Genomic DNA, 8,705 nt, shown 5'->3' on the forward strand with positions numbered 1-8,705 from the left:
ATTAAACGCTAATACGCAAAACAGCCTTTCTGATTTAAAAGATGTGTATAGCAAGCATCCTTGTATTTTTGTTAGTCATGGAGTAGAGGAAGACTTTAGGAAGACATTAGGTATTACAAATACCAAGACTATTTACAATCCAATTGATAGTCAAAAAATAAAATTACTAGCCCAACAAGAACTATCTATTGAAATTGATGAATATATCTTGCATGTTGGTAGTTTTAAAAAACAAAAGGCGCATGATGTTTTGATAAAAGCTTATGCTAAGACCAATATGTCATTGCCACTAATATTATTAGGTAAAGGTAAATTGTTTGAACAGACTAAAGATCTAGTCGTATCCCTTGGATTAGATGATAAAGTTAAGTTCGTAGGGTTTCACGACAATCCTTATCCCTATATAAAGAATGCCAAAGTCATGATTTTGGCATCAAGTTTTGAAGGGTTCGGACTGGTGATTGCAGAAGCACTTGTATTAGATACACCTGTCATCAGTACTGATTGTCCATCGGGACCCAGTGAGTTATTACCTGAAAATAATTTAGTTCCTGTAGGAGATATTGATGCATTGGCGCAAAAAATACAAGCTGCTATGCAAGCCCCTAAAGATTATAGTGTGCCATTCAATACTAAGTTCTTACCTACTAATATAGCTGCCCAATATATAGAGCTTGTGAGCTAAAAATATATTGATAACCTAGTAATAAAATGAACTTAAGCGTATTGTATTAAATACTTGATAAAGTTAAGAGACACTGCTTTTCCAACCTTAGAATGGACAATTACCTATACTATTTAAAGTATTTTCATTACTCATAGATAGTAGTTATCCAGCTATTACATAGGTGGCTACAAGAACAGCTCCTAGCAATACAACGCCTACTATTCTATTTCTCTGACGTATCTTTTGACGTCTAAGTTTAGTTTGGCTACGGCTTGCCTGATACTGTTCAATGTAAATCTCACCTTCGTAATCTTTATCAAATATCTTGATGTATCCAGCAGGCAAAGGTTCTACCGAAATCTTGTTCTCAAATTTAATCATAGCTTGATCAAGACTGTCTTGATCAACCTGAGTGTTTTTCCCATCTACCTGCTCAGTAATCCATTGCTGTACTAAAGCTTTAGTTGGCTCGGTATTTTTAAAAAACATAGTACTGGCCAAATAGTCATGAGACATACTTGGCATACCTTTAGTCTTATAAAATGCCACATCCGCAGTTACATTATTAAAATAATCAATGGGCTGTTTTACTATCGCATCGGCATCTAAATATAGAACATCTTTTTCTGGGAATTTATTTAAGCACTCCATCACAAAATGTGGCTTAAGACGAGTGTTGGCTTCCCAATAACCTGCATCTTCTACTTGGCTAAAATAATAGCTAAGACTAAATTTATCTAAAGAGCTTTTTAGTCGCATAGCATGCTCGTGGTAGCTTTCGGTATAAAAACAACAAACAATGAAGCTATGTTGGTCATTTATATTAATAATAGAGTCTGTTTCGATTAGTTCGGTCATAAAATTCTCAATAGTTTAAAGTATGTTGGGTAAAGGTGTATAAATAACAGCTAATTTAGTTTGTTAATTCCACCATTTAGATTTTTCATCTTTATGTAAACTTCTAATTAAAGCAAAAGCAGTCTGTGAGTTCTGAATTTTCTCAAATACAAATAGCAAAATAGAGGCTGCAAGTTGGTCCAAGTCTTGAAAAGCTTCATACCGAGTTCGCATATTTCTTAGGGTATCATCTGTTCCTATGCGAAAGTAGGTTAATCCTTGGTATAACTCTAGGTGCTTAAGATATAAAGCTTCTACATTTTTTTCGTTTATATCATCAACAGTTTCAAAGCCACGTAAGAACTTTTCAGTTTCATAGGTTTTGAGTGTGTTTATTAAAGTCGACACATTGAGCAATATAGCAGAACGCAAGGGATTGGGTGAGTGATCAACGAAGGTATCACAAGCAGAAACTATCCAGCGTAAAGACAGATTGTTTAACAAAAAATCGGACTCTGTTTCCCATAGCTTTTCAAATTCTTCATAAGTCTCTTTGCTTTTATAACCGCGCCGTAAGAGAACAACGAGGGTGGCATGATAAAAGCATATCTCTGGTTTATCAATAAATTCTATTTTAACTTTCTTTAGATGAGCAGATAAGTCCTTGAGACGAGGTTTATCAGAATTTTCAACCCATTCTACTTCTTCTTCAGATAGTATCTTTCTTTTCATATCCGCATAAGATTTTTTGGAGTAGCTTGAGACCACATGACTGGCCCCTAGTTTTTTTTCACTAGCAAATAAAAGTACGGCTTTACGCTTCCATCCTGTTAGCTCTGTCATACTTGAAACTCCAATTTTATAACAGATTGTCTAGATATTATTAAATAAATCTTTTGAAACAGGGGAGTGGTTCTTAACATTAACCCCATGTTCACCATATACTCTACCCAACAAATCAAAGGAAGGCACAATACGATCTGTTATCGCCTTATCAAGTTTACAGGGTGCAGCATTATCTTGTTTTTCATAAAACCTAGGCTGGTTGCTGTTTATCAAATCTATACCATATAAGTTGATTTGATTGGCCCCTAATGTATAGGCTAGTTGAGCTGCCACAAAAGCGACAGTTCCTGCCTCAACAAATCCTTGCTCAATATTTAAAGAGACCCCTATGGGTTTGGGGTAGCCTGAAGTGTCAATAACGAAGTCAGGATGGTCTTTAAAGTCAGCTAATGATAGTTTTTTATTACCTATTTTCTTGATTAAAGGTAGAGAGTTAAGAAAACCAACCTTATCAGTAGAGACTATGGGTCTATCTACTGGGTAAATAATAGTAATAGAGTGCTGATGTTTTTCGATAAGATGAGGTAAGTTGACAGCAATCGCTTCAATTACTGGTTTAGTGATGTATAAAGGCTGCCCGGTATAAAAATGCTCTAGGATCTCAGCATTGTGTTTGATAAATCTTTCGTCGCTTATCACATAAGCCACAATATTGGTGAAATCATGCTCCGCAGTAATGGTAAGACTCCCATTAACTAATATACTCGGACTACTCAATAAATCATCTTCAAACTTCAGATTTGCGATAGAAGGTCCTGAAGCAAAGATATTTACTGACAAGGCTTTAAGATTTTGTGACATGTTTTGTTTATCAAAGGTTTTAATAGAATAACTGCCATTTGATGTTTTTATATCGATGTGCTTAGGAGTCAGCATAAGAAAGTCTTTAAGTTGTCAGTTTTATTTAATATGGAATAGTGCTCCAGCTTAATCTAGTAGTTTAGCTCAGCTACTGCCAATACTCTTTAAGCCAAGGACTCGGTTTAACATGACGGTACCATTTACCACCACCGCCTTTGATTGCGTCAGGTGGATTAATCTCGCCATGAAAAATAATAATCTTAGCGCCTTGAGGTAAACTGGGGGCTTTAATGAAGTTTAATGGGGTAGGAGCCATACACTGGTACTTAAAGCTGACACACCAAGATTTATCCCAGTATTCTAGATGATGGTGCTTACGTAAATAATTGGATAAGTAGGCTTGCTCGTGGCGGACTTCGTTGCGTATGGTTGAAAAGTTACGTTCGAAATTACTCAACAAATCAGGATAAGTGTTTTGACCAACTTTGAATCGATATACCGAGCTATTGCCAATCATACGCCAAGGCTTTTTCCAATCACGGATAATTACCACGCTGTCCTCATGTTCTGCTTCGTATTCAAAGAAAGCATCAATGTTATCGACGATAACAATATCAATGTCTAAAAATAAGGCAGTGCCCTTCAAATCGTATAGCTCAAGCTTGAAAGTAGTTAGCTTCTTCCAACCACGCTCAGGCAAACCATCAGGCAAATTAAGCTCAGGAATAGGGTAGCAGCGAACATTTGGATCAATACCGGTCTCATCATCAGTTAAGCACACCATCTGAAAATCTAAAGTTAGATGACGTTTAACCATATTGTATAAGCGATTGACATATTCAGGGCCATATTTAGTGCCCCATTTCATACAGATGATATAGCGGTTTTCTTTATTATCAGACACTTTAATATCCTAGTTTGTATTTGAATTTATTTAATATCTTAATAAGCCAATACTACCGTTTTACTTATTTTTAAGATACTCAATTAACTGTTCATTAGTGGCTTTATAGGGGTTGCCAAGGTTGGGAATGTGTTTAAATCTTCTATAGCTCCACATATAATTACTGGGGCAGACTTTAATCATCTCTTCCATAGCATCATTTAAAGCGTGGGTAGCCACTTCCATATCACGAGAATATAGGTCAGGATTGTCTAATTTAGTGCAGAATATATCAAATTTGTTATTACTATTACGTATGCAAGTTAGACCTACTAAAGCACATTTCGTTTTGCTGGCAAGTTTAGGGGCCAAGGTGCTACTCAAGGTCTCAATACCAAAGAAAGGGACGATGACACCGCCAGAAGGGTGAGGAACATGGTCCGGTAAGACAATACTAAAGCCACCAGATTTTAGGGTTTTAAAAACAGCTTTAACCCCTGAAGCATCTGTAGGAACTAAGGTGGCATTAAGGCGTTGTCGCCCCTCTAAAATGAAATCATTGGCAGATTTATATTTAACTGGCTTGTATAAAATAGTAGGTGAGCCGAATTGATTGATCCAAGCATTCATCATCTCCCAAGTTCCTAGATGAGGAACAATTGCTAGCATGCCATTAGGATTGGTCAAAGCTTCATCAAGAATTTCTTTATTATATACGTTCTCAATCTGAGCGAGGCTCCACTCAGGCTGCATGGCCCAGCATTTGATGGATTCAACAGCGATTAATGCTTGGTTTTTAATAACTGTTTTGGTGAAAGAGTCGCACTCTTCTTCAGAAAATTCTGGATAAGCCAACCGTAAATTGATACGGATAATACGCTTGATTTTTAAATCAGGAATTAAAATGGCAATCCAAGCGACAAAAAGTGCCAATGCCCGCATAACGGACAATGGCACATATTTAAATACATTAAATGGATTCATATCAGTTCACTCATACGTAAGGCGATACTGAATCATGATGAGCCAGCTATCGCCTTACTAAAAAAATTTACTGATATTTAGAATCAGCAAATAGTTTAAAAGAGTATGGGTTATAAACCATTAATTACTCTTTAGACTCAGCTTGAGCTTTTTCACGAACACGGATACCCAGTTCACGAAGCTGACGACTATCTACTTCCGCAGGAGCCTGTGTCAATGGACAGTCAGCTGTTTTAGTTTTCGGGAAAGCAATCACGTCACGGATTGAGCTTGCGCCAACCATCAACATGATTAAGCGATCTAGACCGAATGCTAAGCCACCGTGCGGAGGCGCACCGAATTTTAAAGCGTCAAGTAGGAAGCTGAATTTCTCATTGGCTTCCTCTTCAGAGATACCTAGAGCATCAAATACTGCACGCTGCATCTCTACCGTGTTAATACGTAAGCTACCACCACCGATTTCAGTACCGTTTAATACCATATCGTAAGCGATTGATAGAGCAGTTTCTGGACTATTTTTCAACTCTTCAACTGAGCCTTTAGGCATAGTGAATGGGTGGTGCATAGAAGTCCACTTACCATCATCAGTTTCTTCGAACATTGGGAAGTCAACTACCCATAGCGGTGCCCACTCACAAGTTTCCATGTTCATGTCTAGACCAATCTTGACACGTAACGCACCCATAGCATCATTAACAATCTTCGCTTTATCAGCACCGAAGAAGATAATGTCGCCGTCTTGAGCTTCTGTACGCTCAATTAGGCTTACCAATACGTCGTCGCTCATATTTTTGATGATTGGTGATTGTAAGCCAGACTCTTTATCCACACCATTGTTGATGTTAGTGACATCATTTACTTTGATGTAAGCTAGACCACGAGCACCGTAGATGCCTACGTATTTGGTGTACTCATCGATTTGCTTACGGGTTAGTGAACCGCCATTTGGTACACGTAACGCAGCCACGCGACCTTTAGGATCGTTAGCAGGGCCAGCGAATACTTTGAACTCAACGCCTTGCATTAAGTCAGCTACGTCAACTAATTTTAATGGAATACGTAAGTCTGGCTTATCTGAAGCATAGTCACGCATCGCATCTGCGTAAGTCATGCGTGGGAATTCACCTAAGTCTACATCAAGCATAGTTTTGAATAGGTTTTGAATTAAACCTTCGTTGATGCCCATGATTTCTTCTTCAGTTAAGAAAGAAGTTTCGATGTCCACCTGAGTGAATTCTGGCTGACGGTCAGCACGTAAGTCTTCGTCACGGAAACACTTAGCAATTTGATAATAACGATCAAAACCTGACACCATTAATAACTGTTTAAACAGCTGTGGTGACTGTGGTAAAGCAAAGAAGTTACCTGGACGCGTACGTGATGGCACAAGATAGTCACGAGCACCTTCTGGCGTAGCACGAGTTAGGATTGGGGTTTCAACGTCTAAGAAACCATGGTCGTCTAAATAACGACGAATAGTAGAAGTGGCCTTAGCACGGAAAACCATACGCTCCTGCATTTGTGGGCGACGCATGTCCAAATAACGGTATTTAAGACGTAGGTCTTCATTTACCGTGGTGTTTTCATCGTTAAGAGGGAATGGAGGCGTTTCTGATTTAGCCAACACTTTAATTTCTTTGGCTAATAGCTCTACTTGACCGCTGGTCATATTTTGGTTTTCAGTACCTTCGTAACGCTTACGTACACGGCCTGTGATTTGTAATACATACTCAGGACGGGCGGCATCAGCTGTTGCAAAAGCCTCTGGTGTATCTGGGTCAATTACAACCTGTAGGATACCTTCACGGTCACGCATATCTAAGAAGATTACACCACCGTGGTCACGGCGACGGTGAATCCATCCTTTTACAGTGATGGTTTGCTCTAGCAACGCTTCGGTTACTGCCCCACAATACTCGGTACGCTTCATAAACTGTCCACTACCTATCAGTTATCAAAAAGAATAATTATAAAATTAAGAAGGTTATCTCAATTAGAATTTTTATCAAACGCACATTATGCCTAATATTGGCGTTTGTTACAACCGAGCACCCTTGAAATGTGCAAATGCAAACGCATATTAATAACAATATTATAAAAACATAATGTCGATATATGGTTATTATATCAGTCTTGTTTTTTGAGTTGTTTTATCTATTATAGTTTTATCTGATAAGGAAAGTTTATGTTGTTTCATCCTGCCAAGAATCCTGTTGAATTAAAAGTTATTCATCTAAATAAAAGCCAAGAGCAACGTCGCAAAAGTTTAATTGAAGCGACAGAAGATAAAAATGCAGTAAAACAATTTCAAAAAGCACTGGCAAAAAAAGCCAAACAGAAACTAAAAGACAAAGGTAAATCTAAGAAAAAAGAGAAAAGAATCTTTGTTTTGGATTTCGATGGCGATATTAAAGCTTCTGCAGTAAAGCACTTACGTGAAGAGATCAGCACAATTATCAGTACCGCCAATAAAGACGATGAAGTTGTGGTTCGCTTAGAGTCAGGCGGCGGCATGGTGCATGGGTATGGACTGGCAGCAGCGCAATTGGTACGTCTTAAAGAGGCAGGATTAACGCTTACTATCTGTGTGGACAAGATTGCAGCCAGTGGCGGTTATATGATGGCCTGTGTGGCAGATAAAATCTTAGCTGCGCCCTTTGCGGTAGTAGGGTCTATTGGGGTAGTGTCACAAATCCCAAACTTCAATAAATGGCTAAAAAAACATGACATCGATTATGAAATGTTCACTGCAGGTGAGTATAAGCGTACGGTCACTATGTTTGGTGAAAATGATGATGAAGACCGTGCCAAATATACTGAAGAGCTAGAACAGACTCATGAATTATTTAAGCATTTTGTGACCACTTATCGTCCTCAGCTTGACCTATCAAAAGTAGCCAATGGCGATCATTGGTATGGGGAAGATGCGCTTAAATTGAACTTAGTAGACGAGCTAAGCACTTCGGATGCTTATTTATTAAAACAAATGGAAAATCATCAAGCCTACGCACTGCTTTCGCGTCAAAAACCCACCTTTGCAGAGAAATTAGGCTTGGCAAATGCTGCACATTCGGCAGTGTCGGGTGTGGTGAGTACGGCCACCAAATCTGCCTTGATGGCGATTGGCGATAAACTGCCAGAAGTGATGAGCAAAATTGAACAAGATAAGCGCTTGAAGTTTTAAGGCTGTTTGTCATAAACAGGTTATTATAAAAGTCCCTTTAAAAGCCTATTATCACCAGTCGCCGTAAAACCACCCACTTCAGGGGGTGGATATAAGGCGACACACACTGTCGTAAGAAGTCGTTAAAGGGTTGTAAGCTAAAATTAATCTTGCCATACTGATATATGAAAACACTCAAGCTACGCATTAAAGACAACCACATAAAAGAGCTGAATCGTCTAAGCGTTTCAGTGAACTTCGTGTGGAACTATGTCAATGCACTTTGCTTTGAGCATCTAAAACGTACTGGTAAGTTTTTTAGTGCTTATGATCTAAGTGAGTACACCAAAGGTAGCGGTGAGTATTTAGGAATACACAGTCAGACCTTGCAGGCTATCAATGAAATACACGCTAAATCACGTAAACAATTTAAAAAAGCCAAACTTAACTGGCGCAGCAATCGTCCTGATGCAAAACGCAAAACACTGGGCTGGATACCTTTTAAAAAGTCTGCTATCAAATAC

At 38.5% G+C, this 8,705-nt stretch carries 8 protein-coding genes and 1 pseudogene; 3 read left to right on the forward strand and 6 right to left on the reverse strand.

Going from position 1 to position 8,705, the window contains the following annotated elements; translation table 11 throughout:
* Nucleotides 1-685 (forward strand): glycosyltransferase (locus A1019T_RS12805; RefSeq protein WP_143514153.1); only part of this gene is annotated, 685 nt, incomplete at its 5' end.
* A gap of 144 nt (nt 686-829) precedes the next feature.
* Here A1019T_RS12805 and A1019T_RS12810 read toward each other — a convergent pair.
* From A1019T_RS12810 to aspS, 6 genes are all read right to left on the reverse strand, one after another.
* Nucleotides 830-1,525: a putative nucleotide-diphospho-sugar transferase gene (locus A1019T_RS12810; protein ID WP_077452110.1), complete on the reverse strand. Its 696-nt coding sequence runs from the start codon at nt 1,523-1,525 to the stop codon at nt 830-832.
* Nucleotides 1,526-1,588: 63 nt separating this feature from the next.
* Complete coding sequence (locus A1019T_RS12815) at nt 1,589-2,347, reverse strand: hypothetical protein (protein WP_077452112.1); 759 nt, start codon at nt 2,345-2,347, stop codon at nt 1,589-1,591.
* Nucleotides 2,348-2,377: 30 nt separating this feature from the next.
* Nucleotides 2,378-3,226 carry a hypothetical protein gene (locus A1019T_RS12820; RefSeq protein ID WP_077452114.1) on the reverse strand — a complete coding sequence of 283 codons (849 nt, stop codon included), beginning with the start codon at nt 3,224-3,226 and terminating at the stop codon, nt 2,378-2,380.
* 73 nt (nt 3,227-3,299) lie between these two features.
* Nucleotides 3,300-4,019, reverse strand: coding sequence for a glycosyltransferase (locus A1019T_RS12825; RefSeq protein WP_208608082.1), 720 nt, complete (start codon nt 4,017-4,019; stop codon nt 3,300-3,302).
* Nucleotides 4,020-4,115: 96 nt separating this feature from the next.
* Nucleotides 4,116-5,018: a lysophospholipid acyltransferase family protein gene (locus tag A1019T_RS12830; RefSeq protein ID WP_077452118.1), complete on the reverse strand. Its 903-nt coding sequence runs from the start codon at nt 5,016-5,018 to the stop codon at nt 4,116-4,118.
* A 124-nt stretch (nt 5,019-5,142) separates the two neighbouring features.
* Nucleotides 5,143-6,948: an aspartate--tRNA ligase gene (gene aspS / locus A1019T_RS12835; protein ID WP_077452120.1), complete on the reverse strand. Its 1,806-nt coding sequence runs from the start codon at nt 6,946-6,948 to the stop codon at nt 5,143-5,145.
* Between the two features lie 255 nt (nt 6,949-7,203).
* On the opposite strand from aspS, the gene sohB reads away from it, so the two are divergent.
* Together sohB and A1019T_RS12845 are read left to right on the forward strand one after the other, a co-directional pair.
* The gene (gene sohB / locus A1019T_RS12840; protein ID WP_077452122.1) at nt 7,204-8,202 is read left to right on the forward strand and encodes a protease SohB; all 999 of its coding nucleotides are present in this window, start codon (nt 7,204-7,206) and stop codon (nt 8,200-8,202) included.
* A gap of 164 nt (nt 8,203-8,366) precedes the next feature.
* Nucleotides 8,367-8,705 (forward strand): annotated as a pseudogene (locus tag A1019T_RS12845) (RNA-guided endonuclease InsQ/TnpB family protein); the annotation flags it as partial.

The sequence above is a fragment of the Psychrobacter piechaudii genome, assembly GCF_900162825.1.
In the GTDB taxonomy this organism is placed as follows: Bacteria; Pseudomonadota; Gammaproteobacteria; order Pseudomonadales; family Moraxellaceae; genus Psychrobacter; species Psychrobacter piechaudii.